This is a genomic window from Acinetobacter geminorum, assembly GCF_013009345.1.
GTDB classification, from domain to species: Bacteria; Pseudomonadota; Gammaproteobacteria; order Pseudomonadales; family Moraxellaceae; genus Acinetobacter; species Acinetobacter geminorum.
Map to the genome: position 1 here is coordinate 1 of NZ_JABELE010000013.1, position 21,458 is coordinate 21,458.

General features: G+C 39.5%; 17 protein-coding genes. 9 read left to right on the forward strand and 8 right to left on the reverse strand.

The genetic code is table 11. The features are described 5' to 3' along the window. The 3 genes from HJG58_RS13115 to HJG58_RS13125 all read left to right on the forward strand — a co-directional run. Positions 1-4,722: BapA/Bap/LapF family large adhesin (locus tag HJG58_RS13115; RefSeq protein ID WP_235944511.1), on the forward strand; the 4,722-nt coding region annotated here is incomplete at its 5' end. Between the two features lie 143 nt (positions 4,723-4,865). After that, positions 4,866-6,521 (forward strand): glycoside hydrolase family protein, encoded by a 1,656-nt coding sequence (locus HJG58_RS13120; RefSeq protein WP_170249228.1) that lies wholly within the window; start codon positions 4,866-4,868, stop codon positions 6,519-6,521. After that, positions 6,518-8,248: a CapA family protein gene (locus HJG58_RS13125; protein ID WP_170249230.1), complete on the forward strand. Its 1,731-nt coding sequence runs from the start codon at positions 6,518-6,520 to the stop codon at positions 8,246-8,248. Before HJG58_RS13120 ends, HJG58_RS13125 begins: the two co-directional genes overlap by 4 nt. Here the strand turns inward: HJG58_RS13125 and HJG58_RS13130 are convergent. Then, positions 8,245-8,961, reverse strand: a complete 717-nt coding sequence (locus HJG58_RS13130) for a zinc metalloprotease (protein WP_170249232.1) — start codon at positions 8,959-8,961, stop codon at positions 8,245-8,247. The two genes, HJG58_RS13125 and HJG58_RS13130, sit on opposite strands and share 4 nt — an antisense overlap. 82 nt (positions 8,962-9,043) lie before the next feature. Between HJG58_RS13130 and HJG58_RS13135 the strand changes: the two genes are divergently transcribed. Beyond that, complete coding sequence (locus HJG58_RS13135; protein WP_170249327.1) at positions 9,044-9,373, forward strand: MGMT family protein; 330 nt, start codon at positions 9,044-9,046, stop codon at positions 9,371-9,373. Between the two features lie 73 nt (positions 9,374-9,446). Here HJG58_RS13135 and HJG58_RS13140 read toward each other — a convergent pair whose 3' ends face one another. The 5 genes from HJG58_RS13140 to carA form a co-directional block, all read right to left on the reverse strand. Further along, positions 9,447-9,884 (reverse strand): universal stress protein, encoded by a 438-nt coding sequence (locus HJG58_RS13140; protein ID WP_170249234.1) that lies wholly within the window; start codon positions 9,882-9,884, stop codon positions 9,447-9,449. Between the two features lie 121 nt (positions 9,885-10,005). Next, positions 10,006-10,638, reverse strand: coding sequence for a CatB-related O-acetyltransferase (locus tag HJG58_RS13145; RefSeq protein WP_170249235.1), 633 nt, complete (start codon positions 10,636-10,638; stop codon positions 10,006-10,008). 75 nt (positions 10,639-10,713) lie between these two features. After that, on the reverse strand, positions 10,714-11,190 hold the full coding sequence (gene greA, locus HJG58_RS13150) for a transcription elongation factor GreA (protein WP_002115570.1): 477 nt from the start codon (positions 11,188-11,190) through the stop codon (positions 10,714-10,716). Between the two features lie 88 nt (positions 11,191-11,278). Further along, a complete protein-coding gene (carB, locus tag HJG58_RS13155) occupies positions 11,279-14,509 on the reverse strand; it encodes a carbamoyl-phosphate synthase large subunit (RefSeq protein WP_068930225.1) in 3,231 nt (1,076 codons plus the stop codon). A 14-nt stretch (positions 14,510-14,523) separates the two neighbouring features. After that, complete coding sequence (gene carA / locus HJG58_RS13160; RefSeq protein WP_016146221.1) at positions 14,524-15,663, reverse strand: glutamine-hydrolyzing carbamoyl-phosphate synthase small subunit; 1,140 nt, start codon at positions 15,661-15,663, stop codon at positions 14,524-14,526. Positions 15,664-15,787: 124 nt separating this feature from the next. On the opposite strand from carA, the gene HJG58_RS13165 reads away from it, so the two are divergent. Then, the gene (locus HJG58_RS13165; protein WP_170249237.1) at positions 15,788-15,946 is read left to right on the forward strand and encodes a hypothetical protein; all 159 of its coding nucleotides are present in this window, start codon (positions 15,788-15,790) and stop codon (positions 15,944-15,946) included. A 29-nt stretch (positions 15,947-15,975) separates the two neighbouring features. Then, entirely contained in the window at positions 15,976-16,563 is a 588-nt protein-coding gene (locus HJG58_RS13170) for a hypothetical protein (protein WP_033847991.1), read from the forward strand. A 59-nt stretch (positions 16,564-16,622) separates the two neighbouring features. On the opposite strand, the gene HJG58_RS13175 is transcribed toward HJG58_RS13170, so the two are convergent. Both HJG58_RS13175 and yhbY read right to left on the reverse strand, forming a co-directional pair. Continuing rightward, a complete protein-coding gene (locus HJG58_RS13175) occupies positions 16,623-17,159 on the reverse strand; it encodes a DOMON-like domain-containing protein (protein WP_170249238.1) in 537 nt (178 codons plus the stop codon). A gap of 16 nt (positions 17,160-17,175) precedes the next feature. Further along, positions 17,176-17,499, reverse strand: coding sequence for a ribosome assembly RNA-binding protein YhbY (gene yhbY / locus HJG58_RS13180; protein WP_002115576.1), 324 nt, complete (start codon positions 17,497-17,499; stop codon positions 17,176-17,178). Between the two features lie 199 nt (positions 17,500-17,698). Here yhbY and rlmE point away from each other — a divergent pair, with 199 nt between their 5' ends. The 3 genes from rlmE (at position 17,699) to folP (ending at position 21,363) form a co-directional block, all read left to right on the forward strand. Next, positions 17,699-18,349, forward strand: coding sequence for a 23S rRNA (uridine(2552)-2'-O)-methyltransferase RlmE (gene rlmE / locus HJG58_RS13185; RefSeq protein WP_000235573.1), 651 nt, complete (start codon positions 17,699-17,701; stop codon positions 18,347-18,349). 133 nt (positions 18,350-18,482) lie between these two features. Next, positions 18,483-20,378, forward strand: coding sequence for an ATP-dependent zinc metalloprotease FtsH (ftsH, locus tag HJG58_RS13190; RefSeq protein WP_033848050.1), 1,896 nt, complete (start codon positions 18,483-18,485; stop codon positions 20,376-20,378). Positions 20,379-20,511: 133 nt separating this feature from the next. Continuing rightward, on the forward strand, positions 20,512-21,363 hold the full coding sequence (gene folP / locus HJG58_RS13195) for a dihydropteroate synthase (RefSeq protein WP_216076571.1): 852 nt from the start codon (positions 20,512-20,514) through the stop codon (positions 21,361-21,363). Positions 21,364-21,458: the final 95 nt, after the last annotated feature.

The window sequence follows — 21,458 nt, forward strand, 5'->3', positions numbered from 1 at the left end:
GATGCAAGCGACATCACGGTTGTAGGCGGTACATTGACAGGCCTGACTACGACTGACAACATCACCTGGACAGCGGTGTTCACACCGGACGGTACAGGCACAGCACCAAGCATTGCGGTGGCTGATGGTAGCTACACAGATGTCTTGGGCAACTTGGGTACAGGCGATGTACTTGACGGTACAGACGGTTTCGTTGTAGACATTGTTCCACCAACACTTGCAATTACTACTGATGATCTAGCTCTTGCAGCAGGTGAAACTGCGAATATTAGCTTCACATTCAGTGAAGCAGTTGCAGGCTTTGATGCGACAGACATCGCGGTAGTGGGCGGTACCTTGACTGGCCTGACTACGACGGACAACATCACCTGGACAGCGGTGTTTACACCAGATGGCACAGGCACAGCACCAAGCATTAGTGTTGCTGATAATACTTACACAGACCTTGCAGGTAACTTAGGTACAGGTGATGTACTTGATGGTACAGATGGTTTCGTTGTAGACATTGTTCCACCAACACTTGCAATTACTACTGATGATCTAGCTCTTGCAGCAGGTGAAACTGCGAATATTAGCTTCACATTCAGTGAGGCAGTTACAGGCTTTGATGCAAGTGACATCACACTTATTGGTGGTACATTGAGTGCGTTGGTTACAACTGACAATATCGCTTGGACAGCGGTGTTCACACCTGATGGTACAGGCACAGCACCAAGCATTAGTGTTGCTGATAGTACATATACAGACCTTGCTGGTAACTTGGGTACAGGCGATGTGCTTGACGGTACAGATGGCTTTATCGTTGACCTGGTTGCACCAGTGGTTGGTTTCACAGATGTAACTACTAATGATGACACACCTCCATTGACTGGTACGATCGATGATCCGACAGCAACCGTGGTGGTGAACGTAGATGGTGTGGATTACCCAGCGACCAACAATGGTGACGGTACCTGGACCCTTGCAGATAATACTTTGCCAACACTCGCAGATGGTCCGCACACTGTAAGTGTAACGGCAACAGACCCTGCAGGTAATGTATCGATTCCGGCAACTGGTACGGTAACGATTAGTTCTTCTAGTATCTTGGCCTTTGATAACACTGATACAGCCGTACTTGCTCCTCAACCATTGCTTGTACAAGATGATGCCCCGTTAGGTAGCGAAACTTACCTAGCCTTGGTTTCACTTGCTGGACTTGATTTACAACTTGGTTCTGAAGCAATTGATTTTACAGTAGGCGCTGGTCAAGAAGGCAACGCGACATTTACCTATAGTGCATTGCTTGGTGCAGATGTTTTATCCGATTACTCATTGGTACTACAAAAACTAGACCCAATAACTGGTAATTGGACTTCTGTTTACGGTGGTGGTGAAGCTGATATTCTAGATTTAACTCTACTAGGTGGAACTCCAAGTGTAGTTATTGATGGATTAGAAGAAGGTCAATACCGTGCATTCATGACTTATAACGGTCTTCTAGGCATCGGTTTACTTGGTACCTTAACAGGGTCAATGGATGTCTATGATACGACACAAGTAGGTGGATACTACACTGAAGTTGCCGATGGTAATGTGATTACTGATATTAATACCAGTGGTGAAATAGATATCGTAACTCCTACAACAGTAGTTACAGCGGTAAATGGTCAGCCTGTTACAGCGGCAGATACTGTGATTAACGGCTTGTACGGTACTCTGTTAATCGATCCAGACGGTACATATACTTACACTCCTAACTTAGATTCCGCCGGAGTTGGTCAAACAGATGTATTTGTCTACACATTAACTGATCCTTTAACTGGTGATACAGCTCAAGCAAATCTCAATATCCAATTGAGCTCTGTGAAAGCGGTGGATAATGTTGTAACCGCAGAAATTAACCCAGAGCCGTTGCTTGTTGCAGATGATGTAGCTCTTGGAGATGCATCTTACCTTGTAGCTGTATCGTTAGCTGGTCTGGATTTACAATTACTCGCTGATGAAGCAATTGAATTTACTGTTGATCCGAACCGTGAAGGTACAGCAACATTCACATTTGATGCCATAATCACAGCAGATTTACTCAGCGATTATGCGATTGTTGTTCAGAAATTTGATGAAGCAACAGGTGAATGGGTATCGATTGGTGGTACTAACCCAGAAGCATCACTCATTGATCTATCACTTATCGGTGGTACGCCAACAGCTGTTCTTGAAGGATTGGATGCTGGTCAGTACCGTGCATTCATTGGATATGAAGGTTTAGTCGGTGTAGGTTTAGGCGGAACATTAACTGGTACGATGGATGTCTATAATCCATACATCGTGGCAGGTTACTCTGTTGAACCGATCTCTGGTAATGTCATCAAAGATGCAGGTCTCACTGGTGAAGTTGATGCAGCAAGCAGCAGTGCTGTGATTTCTCAAGTGAATGGTGTTGCGGTTGATCCAGTTGCTGGTGCAACAATCACTGGTGCATACGGTACATTGGTGATCGACCAAGATGGTAACTACACTTATACCCCAACTGTAGACGGAGCAAACTTAGGTCAGGTAGATCAATTTACCTACACCTTGCTTGATCCTGTAACAGGTAACACTTCTGAGGCAACACTTTATGTTCGTCTCGATAGTGACAGTGTAGATATGACTTGGAACGATGCAGATCCATCTCAACCAGCTGTAATTACTAGCCCGCTTCCAGTAGATGCAATGGATAACGTTGCTTCAGCTGAAATAGACATGGTGTATCCAGTAACAACTGAGGTACTTGATAATGCGATCAGCTATAACTGGTTACTCGGTGTAGGTGGAATTGTTATCGGTTCTAGAGAAGGTACAGCGACATTTACAGTTGATCCAGGTAATCTGACTGACGCCATCATTGCAGTGAACTTTGGTTCGGTTGCTACGGTTGTCGACGGTTTACATGTGGTATTAACACGAGTAAATCCAGATGGCACTCGTACTGTAGTTGCGGATAGTTCTGATACTGGCGTAATTGACTTGTTAGGTATCTTTGGTTCTGAAGTTCAATTCAAGATTGATAACTTAAGTGCCGGTACTTATGAGTTGTTCATGGAAAGCAACACATTACTTACAGCTCTAGGTAGTGTTACTGCGGATATCACACTAAATCATGGTGATATTACTCAACCACCTGTACTGGTCGTTGACCCTGTAACTGGTAATGTACTCGCTGATGATAACTCTACTGTTTACGGTACAAACTATGTGCCAGACTACATTACGACAACTTCAGTAGTAACTACAGTTACAGCTGAAAATGGTAATACAGAGGCAGTTGTAGTAGGTACTCCGACAACGATCGTAGGTGCATATGGCAGCTTGATAATCAATTCAGACGGCAGCTATAGCTATCAGGCAACTGCAGATATGGCGAATGTAGGTAAAGTTGATAGCTTCACTTACACGGTCACAGACCCAGTGACTGGCAGAACTGATACAGCTACATTACATGTTCAAGTTGGTTCGCCAGATGTTGATGTAACTTGGAATACAGCAGATCCTTCGGCAGATGCAACGCTTCCAACACCTTCTGCAACAGCTGATACTGACGATGCAACAATCAGTATGTCACCAGTGGTAGATCCACTTGTGGATGTGGTAAGTGGTAATGTGACCATCGGTAACTTGGTTGGTTTCCCAATTCCACTTCCTGTACTCAGCAGTACGGTAACATCGGATCAATTTGTGATTGCTGCTAATACAGTAAGCGATGTACATGTACAGTTGAACTACACTGCATCATTAAGCTTGTCTGCTTTCCCAACAACTGGATATACAATTCAGCAGTTCGTAGGTGGAACATGGGTTGATACAGCATATTCAGGTTCTGCAACTGCCTTGGCAGGTGTACTCGGTGCTCCGGCATTCTCGGCAGATGTACCACATTTGACGGCAGGTACTTATCGAGTTGTATTCAGTTTATCAAGTGTGCTTTCACTAGGTGTGGTAACTCTAGACTCTGTAGTGACAACTACAGCGACTCATCTAGACCAATATACACCAGATGGTCAAACAGACTGGATTACTGGCAACGTACTTACTAACGATGTCGTAGAAGGTACTCAGCTCTATGTACTGAACTCAACAACTGGCACATATGAGCTAGCTGCTGGTCAAGGAGTGAATACGGGTGAAGGCACATTGTATCTATACAATGATGGCTCTTACTTCTACAAACCATTAGACAGTGCTGCAAATGCGACTGTTGATGTGATTGATTACAAGTTGGTTTCAGTGATCGATGGTAGTGAATATGCCTCTACATTGACGATTAACTTGAGTCAAGAGTTGAATAGCCTTGCGGTAAGTACTGCGGCAAATGATACATTTGCTCTCGGTAATGGCTCTGATACCTTGATCTACAACACATTAACAGCTGCAAGTGTCACTGACGCAACTGGCGGTAACACAACAGGTGGTGGTGTAGATGTATGGACTGACTTCCATGTAGGTGATACTGCAACAGATGATCAAGCTGATAAGATTGACTTAAGTAACTTGTTAATTGGTTCTCAAACTAACTTAACAATCGGTCAATATGTGACAGTAAGTTATGATGCTGGTACTCAAACTGCGACAATCAGCGTAGACCGTGATGGCGGATTACTCATCGAAGGTACTTACACTGAAACGCCATTGCTTCAATTGACTAACCTTACAGGTCCTGTGACATTGAATGACTTGATCAATAATGGTCAAATCATTTTCTAAACTGACAAGTGACTTATAAAAAAGGGCCTTCGGGCTCTTTTTTTATGTTTAAACAATACGTTCACTTAGCGTTTCACATGTTCATGTTATGATGTATTGAAAACTTTATAGAACAACAAATAACGGATAGGGACTGATTTCGAGTGACGGCTTTTTTAAACTTCCAAAGACAACTGAACCTTTGGTTAGAACATATCGCTCCACATGCTTCCGCTTTTCAGGATGAAACAATTTTATTTATATCTTATGGGCCTAAAGACCAAAGATGTAACGTATGGCACAGTAAAAAGACAAGCTTTTCACAAGCAAAAAAAGAATTATTAGCTTTCATTAATGAACAGTTTGCACATGAGTCACTTGTTGATTATATAAAAATTGATGTTGCATATAATTTAACGAAGCAAACTTGGAAAGTAGTAGAGCAGCAGGTCCATCATCAATTTCACAACAACCACTACCGTAAAGGTATTGGGTTTGATGAACAATGTTCAGTAGCTTTTCTTGAGCAAGAGATTTATGGAAAAGCAATTATTCGAGGTTTGAGTTATGACAAACCCAACTTTTTTGATGAAACAAATCTGAATTACGCAATTAAGCAAAAATATAGCGCGACTAAACCACAGATTAAACTACAACAGCTACAAGGCATTTGGACTTTTGATACTTACGCAGCATTTTATGAAAATGGGCAATTGATTAATTTAGCGAGCGGTTATGATGCAAATGGTATTAGGGCGATTTCGAGCAATAAGAAACAGCATTTTCAGTCGTTAATTGAAAAAAATTCGGCATTTTTGCATGATCAAATTCAAGAAAATGGCAAATTTATCTATGGCTATTTTTCTGCCTATGATCGCAATATTCGTAACTACAATACTGTACGCCACTGTACTTCAGTGTATGCATTGCTAGAAACATTTGAAGTGCAGAGTAAGCCAGAATATTGGCCCAAAATACATGCTGCTATTCAATATGCACTGACCAACTTTTATAAAGAAAAAGACTCAGAAACTGCTTTTATGATTGATGGTAAAGAAGGGGAGTTTGAAATTAAATTAGGAGCCAATGCGGCAGCTATTTTAATGCTAACAAAATATCAAGAAATTACTCAAAAAACTGATTATCAAAAATATGCAGAGAAACTCGCAAATGGTATTTTAAAGCTAGTAGATTTAAATGGATCAACGACTCATGTATTAAATTATCCAGATTATGATTTAAAAGAAAAATTTAGAATTATTTATTATGATGGAGAAGCTGCTTTAGCTTTATTACGTTTATACCAAATTAACCAAGATTCTAGATTATTAGAAACGGTTAAGTTAATGTTTGAATGTTTTATTGAAAAGAGATATGAAAAATATCATGATCATTGGTTAAGTTATTGTACCAATGAACTCACTAAAATATGCCCAGAAGAAAAATATTTTATTTTTGGTTTAAATAATTACTTAAAACATTTTATTTTTATTAAAAATCGAAAAACCACATATGCAACTTTGTTAGAGATGTTAATGGCTGCTTATAAAATGGTGAACCGTTTAAAAGAGCAGGGGCGCACAGCACTTTTTGAGCAATCTTATATGTCTGAGCTTCAAAAACTAATTGAGTTTAGAGCAGATTTTCAAACTACAGGATTTTTTTATCCGGAAATGGCGATGTATATGGCACGCCCCGATAAAATTTTACATGCGTTTTATATTCGTCATGACCGTTTTCGAGTAAGGATTGATGACCAAGAGCATAACTTATCGGGTTACATCGCTTACGTTAAAGATTACCAAGGTGATGAGCCATGAAATATCAACCCGTTGAGATCAAATTATTAGCACATGTTGATACTACAAGTTTTGATGAAACTTTATGGCAATTCGAATTTGATGATGATATTTCAACGCTCTTACTCATCGACTATGCATTAGAGCAATTTCAGCAAAACAATATACAGGCTCAAGATGTCTATGCCGTGCCTGAATATCTATCTGAGCAAGTAGGTCAGCACAATCTAGGCTTAAAGCCTTCTGAAAATTACACCTTTACTGAGCTATTACAGTTCTTAATTTTTACCCAAGCAGCAGATGTAAAACATGCTTTAAGCAATATGCTTTGCGGTACAAGTGAAAAAGCACATTTAATTTTGTCCGAAAGAGCTGATGTCTATCACTTAAATTTAAAAAAAGAGGGTAAACGAAATCAGCTAAAACATTTGTTTTTATTAGTCAAAAATATTTATACCTATCCAGCTGAAATCAGAAATCTGTTCTTTGTAAAGGAGCTAAATTTTAAGGGTAAGGCCTATCATCCCCAGACGCCATTAATGGCTCAATCAGTCGTAACGGTCTTATACCTCTCTAATTCGTTTCGAGAAATTTATCTCACGTTCTTTGAAGAAAACCAGACCATCGGTTTCTTTTCATTTTTAGATGATATTCATCGAATTGAACATTTGGTTCCTTACTATCACTGCTTTCAAGAGCAGAACGTAAAACCTAAAGTTTGCTCTACTCAAAGTGGCATGATCAACATTTTGGGAGATACTTATTTTGGGGAGATCTATACAGAAAGGCGTAAGTCTAAGGGGCAAAAAGATGCCCTACAACAATATGGGTACAGCTATTCATTCGAAAAAATAAAAGCCTTTTTAGGTGAAAATGACTTAAATATTGCTAACTTTGAAGCAGTATTTTCTTTAGAATATCAATCACCATTAGCGCGTAAAAAGCCGTTTATTCTTAAAGCTGAGGCTGAAAAAACATTAGCAGAATTTAAGAATATTCACCTTAACCATGTTGTGTTGGCAAATAATCATCTAAAAGATTATGGAAATCGAGGATTAGCTTATACATTACAACAATTTGATCAGGCCAAAATTTCTTATATCGGTGCAGGATTGAATCAAAAAGATGCTCATAGCTACTTTGAAATCATGTTTAATAACAAGCACTACGCTATTTTTAATGGCTATTGGCACAGAGATACAGCCTATTTAGATTATGATTTTTACGCTTTAGCGCACAAGAGTGGAGTGGCTTGTCTAAATGGAGTTTTAATTGAACAAATAAGTCGTTATAAGTTGGCTCATCCTCACCATAAAGTCATCGTTATTTGTCATTGGGGTGTTGATTTTAAACCTATTACAAAAGAACAAACTAAACTCGCCAATATTTTAACCCAAGCTGGGGCTGACCTTGTGATTGGGCATGGTGCGCATACTGTTCAACCCATTCAATCCATTCATCAAAAGCCAATAGTATTTGGTATTGGTAATGCAGTTTTTAATAGTAATGGTGAGTATGCAGAGCACAATGCTCTACCATATGGATGTATAGCACGGCTAGATTTGTCAAAAGATCGACTGCGTTTATATCCGATCTATACCAATAATTTGAAAACATTTTGGCAGCCGTATCCAGTCGATGCTGAAGATTTCTTAAAGGCGAGTACTTACATGACATCTTTACTGACCTCTGAAAATTACATCGCTACCCAAGATAACTTAGGAGCATATATTGAAATTAAATTTTAGGGATATTGTTTGTACGTTGATAAAATCGTTTGAAGTTGTACAGGTGTAAAACCTAAATTCCTTAATCCACCACTACCACGTTTACATTCAGCACTTGCCATAATATTCGTTGGAGTCCGTTTTGTAGCATTCGGTGCGCAAACATGTTTTAGACCAAATGCATGCCCCATTTCATGAACGCTTCCTGCCTGAATATTATAATTTAAACGATTCCAGTCTAATAAAATAAAAGGTTTGCCATTATTACGAAAAGTTCTACTTGTTACATCTTCAAATTTCCATTTGGTTGAATAGGCATCATAAATAAAAACAATAACTTCTTTACTTGCAGTTCGTTTCGGAAAACAGGTGTTTACACTGGCAGGAATTGTTTCAAGGGAAATAGGATAAGGCTGATTAATTTGCTGTTTAAGATCACATCGTAATTTAGAGAATTCTGTATATGGAATATAGCGGTTTAATTTGAACTTAAAGATTTTATTGTTTTTATCATCTACATAATATTTATTTAATATTTTAATCTCCTTACGCATTTGTTGCAGATTATCAAATTTCGTAGATTCAAGAGCGTTGGTGGTAAAAACAAAAGTGACTGGAACAATAGGGCGGTCATCTGTAGGGACTTTAGGTGCTTCTCCTAAAGGAAGAGGGGGACGTGTTGTACAAGACACGCAAAGTAAAGTCCCAGTAACTACCAGTAATGTTTTTTTCATGCAGATTTCCCTCAAGCCCACCTTGGATTGCATTTAGTTTTATTCAAAAAATTTTTATATGATATGAATTATGTCAATTTTTATGGAGTCCACTTTGACAACTCAGTATGAACTACATCGGCAAATTTTAGAAGTCATTGCTTTGATTCCTTACGGAAAAGTTGCAACGTATGGACAAGTGGCTCGTATGGCAGGTTTACCTAAACATGCGAGGTTAGTTGGCTATGTCCTTAAGCATCTTGAAGCAGATCATCAAGTCCCTTGGTATAGGGTTATTAATTCTCAAGGCAAAATTAGCCTAAGTAAATTTAATGAAAAGGGTGAAAATGTTCAACAGTTAAAGCTAGAAGCTGAAGGCGTCTATTTGTTAAATGGCAAAGTAAACTTAAAGCAATTTGCTTGGCAGCCTTAAATTGACTTAAGGGCTATTTATTTAAAAATAATTGCCTAAATCATTAAAATTAACAAGATAGGAAATATGGAAATTATCGAACAATTAAAACAGGAATATGACTTTCGCCTAAGACTTTTTGTGCAACGCTACCCAGCACCAGTTTTCGGACACCTGTACGACCATGTGAACCCATCACAATGAGATCAACATTTAAGTCTTGAGCAGCCTCAATAATTTCTTCATGCACTACAAAACCTTCCAATAACTTAGTTTCAACAGTAATACCTTCTTCGGCAAATTTTTGCTTTGCTTGTTCTAAAATGTCGAGTAAATAAGTTCGTGTGCGTTCAATCAAATCATTCGTTTGACCAGTTTTTACATAGACATCTGCAATAAACGGGTCAAGTGCCATAACTTGTACAACCGTAATTTTGCTATTTAGCGCTTTTCCAAGTTTGATCGCCTCTTTCATGGCGATCATAGAAGTTTCAGAACCGTCAATTGGTACAAGAATATGTTGATATAACATGAGTATCTTCCTTATTGTAATGATGCTTATTTATTAATACTTTATACTTATTTTTTGACGATTTAAATTCAAGCACGTAATCATTTGTGATTTTATAACAACAAATTTTGTAGATAAATTTTTATAAATTGCGCAAATTTTCTATATGTGTAGATAAAGCATCAATATCATCAGTTTGAAGATATTCACGTATTTTCAAAATTTGCTTCTCATCTAAACCATAAAGTTTTAAAGCAAGTAGTTTGTCGATTTGTTCTTGAGGAAAGCGATATTTAATAATTTTTGCAGGCACGCCACCTACAATTGCATAGGGAGGAACATCTTTAGTTACCACGGCTCCAGTGGCGACCACTGCGCCTTCACCTAGTTTGACACCTTGCATAATCATGGCACGGCTACCAACCCAGCAGCCATCAGCAATAATAGTATCGCCAGCCGCCAAAAAATTACGAGTATCAAAAGGAAAAGTTGAAATCCAGTCGGGTCTATGAAGCTGATTACCACCCATCATGATTACACACTCAGCGCCAAAACAAACAAAATTGCCAATATAAAGTTGGTCAATTGGTTTTTCTGGCGTTGAAGCTTTGTCATGTAAATAACGGACTACACAACGTTCAAAGCCTTGATCCCAATAAGCTGAATAATAAGAATAATTTCCTTTAATATGGATATTTGGATTTTTCACAGTTTTGGAAATAAACTCAAATTCACACCAATGACGAACAGGAGTGTTAATTAAAGGAGTATCCATAAGTATTTTTCCAAAAAGTATATCAACGCTTGAACTAAAAAACCCCTCTTTAAGAGGGGCTGTTTGTACATTATCTTAGAGATATTCTACACTTACAATTTCATATTCCACTTCGCCTTGAGGAGTAACGATTTTTACTTCATCACCTTCACTCTTGCTCAAAAGGCCACGTGCGATTGGTGAGTTCACTGAGATTTTATTGATTTTAAAGTCAGCTTCATCATCACCAACAATTTTATAAGTCTTGCGTTCTTCAGTATCAAGGTTTTCAATCGTTACCGTAACACCGAATACAACACGACCGTTTTGTTCTAAGTCTTTAACATCGATGACTTGTGAAGCACCCAATTTTCCTTCGATATCTTGGATGCGTCCTTCACAGAAACCTTGCTGTTCACGAGCAGCATGGTATTCTGCATTTTCTTTTAAGTCCCCATGTTCACGTGCTTCAGCAATTGCTTGAGTAATACGTGGACGTTCAACAGATTTCAGATGTTGTAATTCTTTCTCTAAGGCGATTTTACCTTCAGGGGTCATTGGATAACGTTGCATTTCGGTCCCTCTTAAGTTGAGAAAACACAGTTAAAAAAATGAAAAAATCCCGCCACCGATAAGGTGACGGGACTTATCGGTAAAAAAATTAACCTACAGTTAAATCTTGCAAGCGGTATACATCCATTGGCAATTTCACAGCAAAGGCTTGGCAAACAGCTTCTGCGCCATTGATAGTCGTTGTGTAATACACTTTGCCTTGTAGGGCAGCACGACGAATCATTGCAGAGTCATATTGAGCCTGTTTACCTTCAGTGGTATTGACAATAAGGTGTATTTCACCATTTTTCAAGCGGTCAACAATATGTGGACGACCTTCAGTAACTTTATTTACAGATTCGCATTCTAAACCTGCTTCTTTAAGCACTTGGTAAGTACCACCTGTTGCAACAAGCTTGAAGCCATATTCAACTAATTTCTTAGCGATATCAGCGATGTATTTCTTGTCAGATTCACGTACTGATAAGAAAGCATGTTTTACTTCGCCTTCAGTTGGTAAACCAGGTAAGCGTTCATTCGAGCCTAAAACAGCTTTATAGAATGCTTCACCAAATGTTTTACCTACGCCCATCACTTCACCTGTAGATTTCATCTCAGGTCCAAGCATAGGGTCTACGCCTTGGAATTTAGCGAATGGGAAAACGGCTTCCTTCACAGCAAAGTGAGTTGGAATGATTTCTTTAGTAAATCCTTGAGACTCAAGAGATTGACCTGCCATACAACGCGCAGCAACTTTCGCTAAAGAATCACCAATACACTTAGATACGAATGGAACTGTACGTGAAGCACGTGGGTTAACTTCTAGAACGTAAATATCGTCACCTTTTACAGCGAACTGAACGTTCATCAAGCCAACAACGCCAAGTTCTTTTGCCATCGCAATCGTTTGACGACGCATTTCATCCTGAATTTCTTTTGATAAAGAATAAGGAGGAATTGAACATGCAGAGTCACCTGAGTGAATACCAGCTTGTTCGATATGCTGCATGATACCGCCGATCACAACGTCTTTACCGTCAGATACACAGTCAACATCAACTTCAGTTGCATCATCTAGGAAACGGTCAAGAAGAACAGGGGCTTCATTAGATGCTTGAACTGCTTCACGAAGGTAACGTTTAAGTTCTTCTTCGTTATATACGATTTCCATTGCACGACCACCTAATACATAAGATGGGCGAACAACAAGCGGATAACCTACTTTTGCAGCTTCAGAGATACCTTCTTCAGCAGATTTTACAATGCTGTTGTTTGGTTGACGAAGCTGTAAACGTTGGATCATTTGTTGGAAACGTTCACGGTCTTCAGCACGGTCAATCGCATCTGGTGATGTACCGATAATTGGAGTACCTGCTTCTTCTAAAGCACGTGCCAATTTAAGTGGAGTTTGGCCACCATACTGTACGATTACGCCTTTAGGCTTCTCTGTACGTACGATTTCAAGTACATCTTCAAGTGTTACGGGCTCGAAGTATAGACGGTCAGATGTGTCATAGTCGGTAGAAACAGTTTCAGGGTTACAGTTCACCATGATTGTTTCGTAACCGTCTTCACGCATAGCTAATGCAGCGTGTACACAGCAGTAGTCAAATTCGATACCTTGACCAATACGGTTTGGACCACCACCAATCACCATGATCTTGTCACGGTTAGATGGGTTTGCTTCACATTCTTCATCGTAAGTTGAATACATGTATGCAGTACCAGATTCAAACTCTGCTGCACATGTATCAACGCGTTTGTAAACTGGATAAACACCCAAGTTCCAACGTTGTTTACGGAATTGCTTTTGTGAAATGCCCATAAGGTGAGCAATACGAAGGTCTGATAAACCTTTGCGCTTGAACGAACGGATGTTGTCAGCGTTTAAGTCACCAAAACCTAAAGTTTTCACTTGAGCTTCAGTTTTAACGATATCTTGAATTTGGATAAGGAACCAGCGGTCAATCTTAGTCGCTTCAAAAACTTCATCTAAAGAGAAACCGTGACGGAAAGCGTCAGCTACGTACCAGATACGCTCAGGACCCGGAACTTTAAGCTCTTTTAAAATAGTTTCTTTTGCATTTGCTGCACCAGCTTCGATTTTTTCATCAAAACCGCTTACACCAACTTCAAGACCACGTAATGCTTTTTGTACAGATTCTTGGAAGTTACGGCCAATAGCCATCACTTCACCAACAGATTTCATCTGAGTAGTAAGAACTGGTTCAGCTTGCGGGAATTTCTCGAAGTTAAAACGAGGAATCTTCGTTACAACATAGTCAATAGATGGTTCGAAGCTTGCAGGAGTCACGCCACCAGTGATGTCATTTTTCAATTCATCAAGGGTATAACCAACAGCAAGTTTTGCTGCGATTTTAGCAATCGGGAAACCTGTTGCCTTAGAAGCAAGCGCAGATGAACGAGATACACGAGGGTTCATCTCGATAACAACCATACGGCCGTCTTTCGGGTTAATACCGAACTGAACGTTAGAACCGCCTGTCTCAACACCAATTTCACGAAGAACTGCAACCGAAGCGTTACGCATCAATTGGTATTCTTTGTCAGTTAATGTTTGAGCTGGTGCTACAGTGATTGAGTCACCAGTGTGTACGCCCATTGGGTCAAAGTTTTCGATCGCACATACGATAATACAGTTGTCGTTTTTGTCACGAACAACTTCCATTTCATATTCTTTCCAACCAATTAAAGATTCATCAATCAATAGCTGGTGAGTAGGAGAGAGGTCAAAACCACGTTCACAAATCTCAAGGAATTCTTCGCGGTTATATGCGATACCACCACCCGAGCCACCCATTGTGAATGATGGACGGATAATTACCGGGAAACCAAAGCGTGACTGGATTTCTAAAGCTTCTTCCATTGTTTCAGCAATGGCAGCTTTTGGACATTCCAAGCCAATTTTACGCATAGCGATATCGAAGAGTTTACGGTCTTCCGCTTTCTCAATTGCGTCTTTAGTTGCACCAATTAATTCAACATTATATTTTTCAAGAACGCCGTGTTCATCAAGTGCAAGAGCACAGTTCAACGCAGTTTGGCCACCCATAGTTGGCAATACTGCATCTGGACGTTCTTTTTCAATAATCTGTGCAACTGTTTGCCAAGTAATTGGCTCAATATAAGTTGCATCAGCCATTGAAGGGTCTGTCATAATGGTTGCTGGGTTAGAGTTAACCAAAATAACACGGTAGCCTTCTTCACGAAGCGCTTTACACGCTTGAGCACCTGAGTAGTCAAACTCACATGCCTGACCAATCACAATCGGGCCAGCACCAATAATTAAGATGCTTTTAATATCCGTACGTTTAGGCATTATTCGCTCCTTAATTACTGTTTAGATGCTTCGATAAGTTCGATGAAGTGATCGAACAATGGGGCACAATCATGTGGACCTGGGCTTGCTTCAGGATGACCTTGGAAGCTGAAAGCTGGTTTGTCTGTACGATGAATCCCTTGTAAGGTGCCATCGAACAATGATTTATGCGTTGCTTTTAAGTTAGCTGGTAAAGTTTCAGCATCTACAGCGAAACCATGGTTTTGTGAAGTAATCATCACTGTACCATCTTCAAGATTTTGTACAGGGTGGTTAGCACCGTGGTGACCATGGTTCATTTTTACAGTTTTTGCACCAGAAGCGAGTGCCAAGATTTGGTGGCCTAAGCAGATACCAAATACAGGTAATGTTGTGGTTTCAACAATAGTTTTTACAGCTTCGATTGCATAATCACAAGCAGCTGGATCGCCAGGGCCATTTGAAAGGAATACGCCATCCGGATTAAGTGCCAATACTTTTTCAGCCGGAGTTTCTGCAGGTACAACGGTTAATTTGCAACCGCGGTCTGCAAGCATACGCAAGATGTTGGTTTTGACACCGTAATCGTATGCAACTACATGATATTTTAATTCAGGTTGAGAGAAGCCTTGGCCTAGAGTCCATGAACCTTCAGACCATTCAAAACCAGTTGGATCGCAACATTCTTTTGCAAGGTCTAAACCGTTTAAGCCACCAAAAGCGCGAGCTTTGGCAATTGCTTCTTCTTCAGTAATATTTTCGCCAGCAAGGATGCAACCATTTTGTGCACCTTTGTCACGCAAAATACGTGTTAATTTACGTGTATCAATATCCGCGATTGCAACAACATTGTGCGCTTGCAGATATTCACTCAATGACTGTTCAGCACGGAAGTTGCTGTGTAGTAGTGGAAGGTCACGAATAATTAAACCATTCGCCCATACTTTATGGATACGACCAGATTCAACGTCTTCCGCGTTGCAGCCAGTGTTTCCAATATGTGGGTAAGTTAATGTCACAATTTGTTGTGCATAACTTGGGTCAGTCAAAATTTCTTGATAGCCTGTCATGGCTGTGTTAAAAACGACTTCTCCAGTCGTACTTCCCGTTGCGCCGATTGACGTTCCTTTAAAGATCGTTCCATCTGCGAGGGCTAAAATGGCGGGGGTGCTCAAACCAAAGCTCCTGAATTTCGGCTGTAAAAAAGCGAGGAGACCCAAAAAAGATAGGCGATGTTGTGATAAAACATGCCCCTCCCTATCGGTCTGCTCGCTTGTAACTTAACAGCGCATTATACGCATGGAACCTCAAAAAGTCTATTTATTTTCTGCTAAAAAACATAATTCATTGCTTGATTTTTACAAAAAAATTATGCGCTCATCCGAATCAGTTACTTTTAATAAATTGTCTAACAATTTGCTGGCTGAATTTTTAGAACTGGATTTATTGTATTGCTAGTTAAAAAATAAACAATATGAGGAAATAGTATGAGTAATGATCAAGTTTCAAAAGATGTGAGCGAGAAAGCTCAAGCAGTCGTTGATTCAGTAAAAGCTGAGGTGAATGAAGTGAAAGAAACCGTAGCTGCTACTACAACTAAAGCAAAAAGAACAGTAACTGCTAAAACTGCGCAAGTAAAAGAAAGTGTTGCAGAGAAAACTGAGCAGATTAAAGAAGTTGCTACAGAAGCAAAAACTCAAGTGAAAGAAGCTATCACTGAAACTCAAGAGCAGGTCAAAGAGGTTTTAAGTGAAACTCAAGAAAAAATTGAAGCTGAAACTCATGAGTTAAACAAGAATATTCAAAATCAATTTATTCAAATTAAACAAGATATTTTACAACGTCTTGATGTGATTAAAGCTCAGTTTAGCACTTCACAAGAAGGACTATCTGAACTTAAAAATGCTTTGAAAGCAGAAATTAATGCACTTATTGAAGATTTGACGAAAGTAAGTAAAGAACTTAAAGGTGATATTAGCCAGATTTCTTTGAAGCACAAAGATTCTTTAAGTGAAAGCATTAAACGTACTAAAAACAATGCAGTCGAAGCATGGAATAAAGCACGAGATAACTAATGATCTTAGCTTTTACCCAGCTATAAAAAAGCGAGAATTAATTTCTCGCTTTTTTATTTTTAAAACTGATGTAACCAGTCACGCTTATTATGGAAATCTGCACTTTTTCCACTATGCTGCATTGCATAGTACTGCATACCTTCTTTGGTTTTTAAAACTGCAGTTAAACCTAAATAAAGGTTTGCCCATTTCAAACGTTGCTGTTGCATAAATTGTCCCAAATCAAGACTAACATTTAAGCCATAATGAGTACGCTTGAGATGGTTCAGTTCGATATCGTAAGCAGCAAGGGGAGGCATACTTTCTGGATAGCGATATTCTTCAAACTGATAAGACTGCCATGCTTGAGAAGGGGAAAGGTTAATTTCCCGATAATAATCTTCATCATGCACGCCAACAAAAATTTCGAAACAAGTTTCTTCCCACAAAAAATCCTGACGAGGATTAGCCGTGACTTCTTGGGGCCAGACAATGAGTTGATTTGGATCACGAATCCAAAAACCGACATTTAAAGTGTGCGGTGCTTGCTGTTCAATTGCGCCAACAACAGAAACAGCATGAAAACGATCAAAAGCTGAAAGTTCGTAACTTGCCATAGTTTGTCAAATCAAATTAGTTTGCTAAATGAGCGTGGCGAACAAGATTAGACAAATGCTGATTTTGCTTAGCTGCTTTTTTGTAAAGTAAAACAATTTTACCAATTTTTTGCACAGCTTCTGCGCCAGTGGCTTCTACAATTGCATCAATTACAGCAGTACGTGCTTCACGGTCTTCACCAGCAACTTTAACTTTGATAAGTTCGTGGTCGTTTAAAGCACGAAGAGTTTCTTCGATAACAGCATCTGTTAAGCCTTGTCCACCAATCATGACAACCGGATTAAGCACATGACCAATTTGACGTAAACGTTTACGTTCATGGATAGATAAAGCGGCCATTAAAAATACCTGATTTTAAAAACGACTTAGTATAGCAAAAAACTTAAATTCAGATGTACGAAAAACTGTATAAATAATCGATCAACATTATTGAAAAAAAACTGTAAAACTTAGTGAGATTACGCTACATCCGTACTGTAATGAGAGTAATTTTCACGTACAATGAACGATCAGAAGTTTTTTTGATATTTAGTGAGTTATGGCAACACGCATTACAAACCAGAAATTGTCGAAAAGCAGTCGTGCGTGGATGAGGGAACATCTAGACGATCCTTTTGTAAAAAAAGCACAAAAGGAAGGATATCGTGCGCGAGCAGCATATAAACTTCTTGAAATCCAAGAAAAATATAAGTTGATCAAGCCAGGCATGACGGTAGTCGATTTGGGTGCAGCTCCTGGTAGCTGGTCTCAAATTGCTGGAAAACTTGTGGGTAGCAAAGGTTTAGTGATTGCTTCCGATATTTTGCCCATGGATGCTTTGCCTGATGTCACTTTCTTACAAGGCGACTTTAGAGAAGAAGCTGTATTTGAAAAATTGTTAAATATTTTAAATGGGCGACAAGTAGACATTGTAATTTCTGATATGGCCCCCAATACATCAGGTAATAGGGCTGTTGATCAACCTAGACAGATTTACTTATGTGAACTCGCTTTAGATTTTGCTCAAAAGGTTCTTGGTCCTAATGGACAGTTTGTGGTTAAAGTGTTCCAAGGCGCAGGATTTGATGAGTTTCGTAAACAAGTGGTTGATAGTTTTGATGTGTTAAAGACAGCAAAACCAGCAGCTTCTCGGGCACGCTCTAAAGAAGTTTTTTTGGTTGGACAAGGGCGTAAGAAAGCATTGCAATAAAGTTTACTTGCCAAGCTCCTAAAAATTGTGCATTTTGTACTTTTAGGTTATCCGCAAGCAATACAGTTGCTGTTTTTATGACGATCAGCCAAGATTGGGCATGATCAAATTAGATCGATATGGGAATAAAGCTTTGAGCGATTACTTCAAGAATGCCGTATTGTGGCTAATAATACTTGGTGTTCTGATTTTAATTTTCAGTAATATCAGTGACCGCAATAAGCCTACTGCGATGAAATATTCAGATTTCGTTGCAGCGGTGAATGCTGGCCAAATTAAGCAAGTCACAATTGACGGTTTAAATATTAATGGTGAAAAAACTAACGGATCACAGTTTGAAACTGTTCGTCCGCAAGTTGAAGACACTGAGCTTATGCCGAGCTTAAATAAGCAAAATGTTGTTGTAGAGGGAACAGCTCCTCAACGTCAAGGCATTTTGATGCAACTTCTCATTGCTAGTTTCCCTGTACTGTTAATCATTCTGTTATTCATGTTCTTTATGCGTAACATGGGTGGTGGTGCAGGCGGAAAAAATGGACCGATGAGTTTTGGTAAGTCGAAAGCAAAAATGCTTTCTGAAGATCAAATCAAAGTCAATTTTTCTGACGTCGCTGGTTGTGATGAAGCAAAACAAGAAGTTGTTGAAATTGTAGATTTCTTAAAAGATCCTGCAAAATTCAAACGTTTGGGCGCTACTATTCCTCGTGGCGTACTTATGGTTGGTCCTCCGGGTACTGGTAAAACGTTATTAGCCAAAGCAATTGCTGGTGAAGCTAAAGTTCCTTTCTTCAGCATTTCAGGTTCTGACTTTGTTGAAATGTTTGTGGGTGTGGGTGCGTCCCGTGTCCGTGATATGTTCGAGCAAGCGAAGCGTCATGCGCCTTGTATTATCTTTATTGACGAGATTGATGCAGTAGGACGTCATCGTGGTTCAGGTACAGGTGGTGGTCATGATGAACGTGAACAAACCTTAAACCAAATGCTTGTAGAGATGGATGGTTTTGAAGGTAACGAAGGTGTAATCGTAATTGCTGCGACGAACCGTGTTGATGTCTTGGATAAAGCATTATTACGTCCAGGTCGTTTTGACCGTCAAGTAATGGTAGGTTTACCTGACATTCGTGGTCGTGAGCAGATTCTGAACGTACATTTGAAAAAATTACCTTCAGTTACGGGTGTGGATGTTAAAGTTCTATCTCGTGGTACTCCAGGTTTCTCTGGTGCGCAGTTGGCAAACCTTGTTAACGAAGCTGCATTATTTGCTGCACGCCGTAATAAGAACACGGTCGACATGCATGACTTTGAAGATGCAAAAGACAAAATCTACATGGGACCAGAACGTAAGTCGATGGTTCTACGTGAAGAAGAGCGTCGTGCAACGGCTTATCATGAAGCTGGTCATGCGATTGTTGCCGAGATTTTGCCGGGTACAGATCCTGTTCATAAAGTAACGATTATGCCGCGTGGTTGGGCTTTAGGTGTAACTTGGCAGTTACCTGAACAAGACCAAATTAGCCACTATAAAGACAAGATGCTAAACGAAATTGCAATTTTGTTTGGTGGTCGTATTGCTGAAGAAGTATTTATCCAACAGCAATCTACTGGTGCTTCAAATGACTTTGAGCGAGCTACTAAAATGGCACGTGCAATGGTTACGAAGTACGGTATGTCTGACAAAATGGGTGTAATGGTTTACGAAGATGAAAACCAAAATGGTTTCTTTGGTAATGTAGGAAGCCGTACGATTTCTGAAGCAACTCAACAGTTAGTTGATGAAGAAGTACGTCGTATTCTTGATGAGCAATACAAAGTTGCACGTAATATCTTAGAAAGTAATAAAGATATTGCACACGCGATGGTAAAAGCTTTGATGGAATGGGAAACTATTGATCGTGATCAAATCCGTGACATTATGGAAGGTCGTGAGCCACAACCGCCTAAAGTATATGTTGCTGAAAACCCAGTGGCTGCATTTGAACCACCAAAAGATGGTCCATCTACACCGCCACCATTGCCAGCAATGAACTAATTAGTTAATTAAAAAAGCCACAGTCATGTGGCTTTTTTTATGGGTTTAATTTTGTTAAAAGCTGAAAACAAATCAACACCATACATAGATGATAATTGCTAAAATACAGCCTGATTTTAAACTGGAGCTTTTTATGCAACTAATGCCTTTGCCTCAACAAATTTTACAGTGTGGACAGCTTCAGTTAGATCTATCACAGCCTCACGTTATGGGTATATTAAATGTCACACCAGATTCTTTTAGTGATGGTGGAAAGCATAATCAAATAGATCAAGCGATTGCTCATGCGCTAGCCATGATAGAGCAAGGTGCCAGTATTATTGATATTGGTGGAGAGTCTACCCGTCCAGGGGCATCTGAAGTAAGCATAGAAGAAGAAATACGAAGAGTTGTGCCCGTAGTTGAAGCTTTAGCTAAACATAATATTGTTCTATCAATTGATACGAGTCAGCCTGATGTTATTCGTGCAGCGAAAGAAGCGGGAGCACATATTTGGAATGATGTACGTGCGCTTACTCGTCCCAATGCTTTAAAAACGGCAGCAGATCTGGATATACCTGTAGTGATCATGCATATGCGTGGTGAGCCGACTACAATGAATCAGTTAGACCAATATACGGACGTAACCTTAGATGTTATAACGGAGCTCCAGCAGCGCGTGAATGAAGCTTTAAATGCGGGGGTGAAAAAACATAATATTATTATTGATCCTGGATTTGGTTTTGCAAAAAATGCGCAGCAAAATTTAAGACTACTCAAAGAATTTTGGAAGCTTGGTGAAATGGGTTATCCGATTTTATCTGGCCTTTCTCGCAAACGTTTTATTGGTGAAGCATTAAAAGGTGTAACTGCAGATCAGCGAGCAATAGGAAGCGTTGCAGGGCATTTGCTTAGTATTCAGCAAGGAGCATCGATTGTTAGAGCACATGACGTGAAAGCAATGACTGATGCAATTCTAGTTTGGAAGGCGATGATACAAGCTTAACAAAGTAGGCTTTATAAAATCAGGTCGTGGCTCATTAAATTAATGAGCTAGATGATTGAGTCAGGGAAAAATATCGTTATTCTTTTGAAAATATG